This is a genomic window from Pectobacterium polonicum, assembly GCF_005497185.1.
GTDB classification, from domain to species: Bacteria; Pseudomonadota; Gammaproteobacteria; order Enterobacterales; family Enterobacteriaceae; genus Pectobacterium; species Pectobacterium polonicum.
In genome coordinates this window covers 1-2235 of the sequence record NZ_RJTN01000055.1, presented here as the reverse complement: position 1 = coordinate 2235, position 2235 = coordinate 1, and the positions used below count along the sequence as shown (strand labels likewise).

The window sequence follows — 2235 nt, the reverse complement described above, 5'->3', positions numbered from 1 at the left end:
TCACACAGACGTTCAATAAGGAGATCGTATTTTTTGCTCGTGTTGTCTTTCATTATTTGTCCAAGAAAAAGCCGTCTCAAAAAACATTAACAAGCGTCACAGAGGTTTATTTTTCCTCTGCTCAATTTTTCAAGTTGATTGCCAGTAATAGTTAACGGCTAAAAAATCGGAAACTAAAATCTTAACGCCCACCATTTCCGACGCCTGAGCAGAAATATAATATCACTCACTGACAGCTTGTGTCAGATAGGGAAAATTATACCGCCACAGGAAAAATAATTGATCTGATGACGACAAGCCAACGTGCATCGCAAGCACATACTAGAGTTTATCTTTGGGCTTGGCAGTCTCGACCTGTCTGGCATTGAGCTTCATTTGGGGGCATCTCCTTTAGACCGAACAGCGAATACCCCCACAGATACCCCCAACCAATCGTAGATTCCCATCAACGAGAGTAGACGAGTATTGACTATGAAGGCCGTAAAACCGCGTATTATAAGGGTTTAAAGGGTGTTTGAGTAGACTTAGGGAGACGTTAAAATAGGTAGGATGGTGCCGATAATAGGAGTCGAACCTACGACCTTCGCATTACGAATCAGAAGAACCAAGTGTAACCAATTGATTTTAAAAGCCATCACCGCATTCACATAGGCATAGAAGATGGCACAAGATGAAAGATGTATAATGGTGCTGATTTGTGTGTGGCACAAATATGGCACACGCCAAGAGCAGAGCGTTAGCGCAAGACGAACACGCCAGCATGCTGATGTGAGTTGTTTTGCGCTAATTTTTTGCCCCATATATGCCCAGCATGATAATTTGAACTCAAACAGCAATCAGTGTTGCTGACGTGTCGTAAAAATACAGCGTCCCTGATGAGATGATTTCTATCCTGATGTTTGTTACAGCGCCGACCATCCCAGCGTTATACGGAATAGTTATCCAGCGCGCATCATTGCGCCACGCGATACGGATCGGAGTTGATGAATTGAGCGGCGGCGATAGCGCATTCTGCACAGTGCCGTCCGGCCGTTCTGTTACAAATGTAATATTGTCTGCTCGCAGTTGAACCGGTTGTGCGTTTCCGCTCCGCGTCACAATGATATTGCTCGATGTAAATTGCCCGAACGCAGCGGCATCAATGACAGGAATGCTGATTTCCATCCCCCAATATTTTTGTGCTGAAATCGTCATGCCGGACCAGCGTTTAACAGAATTGTCAGCATCAAAAATAGGTGAGTCGGCAATATCAACAGGTTCAGTCGGAAACAGTTTTTTGAACACGCCGCCGTCATTGATCCACGCCGCCGTAACACGTTTGACGGTTCCGCCATCATTGATATTGAGCTGTTTAACTGGGGCAAACGAGCCCCCGGATTCACGAAATATTGGCATTTAACCCCTCGCTAAACCTGATAAAAGATATGGCCTGCTGCGTAGCCTGCGGCGCTGGATGGCGGTTCACTCGTCGATATCGTGTATCCCACCCCCATGTTATCGCGCGCGGTCGGTTTGTCCGGCACATCTGCCAGATTCTGGGATTTCTCCAGATAGTCTCCGCCCGATTTCCCCCACGCACTAAACACGATAGGATTCGTGCCCACGTCAACGCAGTAGCGGTGATACACCTCGGTCGTGTTATACGGATAGAACGTCTGGCGAATGCCTGCGTCGGTCGTTCTGATGACATCTAACATGCCCGCTAGCGCTACGGGATAATTCCGCGCTAACGTTGCGTTACTCGTCAGTGATTGAAATTTACGACCAGGTGATATGACGGTATTCAGATTCTCAGTGCCAAGGGATGTGCTGGCCTGCGGAACTGCGCCAACGTCAGCAGCCGTGAGCCCGTCTTTTGTTGCCAGCGCAGCCAGACCCAGATTGTTACGCGCTGCGGACTGAGCTATTGCTCCTGCGGTGGCAATCTCAGATAGTCGCTCGTTAATCTGTAGATATTTTTCAACAACAATTTTAGGTGTGACAGTCACAGGACGTGATGCTGTAACTCCTGAGTAGCGTCCGGTTACGCTCGCTGTCGCAATGCCGGCACCGGTCGCGGTAACAATCCCGTTTGTAACCCCCGCAATCTGAGATTCACTACTCGAGTAATCAACTGGTTCAGTGTAATTCGAGGGCGTAAACGTTATAGCTAGATTGTACGTTTCATCGACTTCTAAACTCGGCACAGCAGAAATAGAAATTGATGTCAGAAATACATATTGATTGAGCGTGACA

Annotated in this window: 2 protein-coding genes; both read right to left on the bottom strand. The window is 47.5% G+C overall.

Annotated features, from left to right (window positions below):
- Nucleotides 1-825 precede the first annotated feature (825 nt).
- Complete coding sequence (locus tag EDI29_RS22540; RefSeq protein ID WP_137742654.1) at nt 826-1395, bottom strand: hypothetical protein; 570 nt, start codon at nt 1393-1395, stop codon at nt 826-828.
- A gap of 11 nt (nt 1396-1406) precedes the next feature.
- The coding region (locus tag EDI29_RS22535; protein ID WP_421949926.1) for a pyocin knob domain-containing protein at nt 1407-2235 on the bottom strand (829 nt) is incomplete at its 5' end.

Coding starts and splice junctions, on each gene's coding strand:
- EDI29_RS22540 (WP_137742654.1), bottom strand. CDS start 1,395: ATGCCAATATTTCGTGAATCCGGGGGCTCGTTTGCCCCAGTTAAACAG.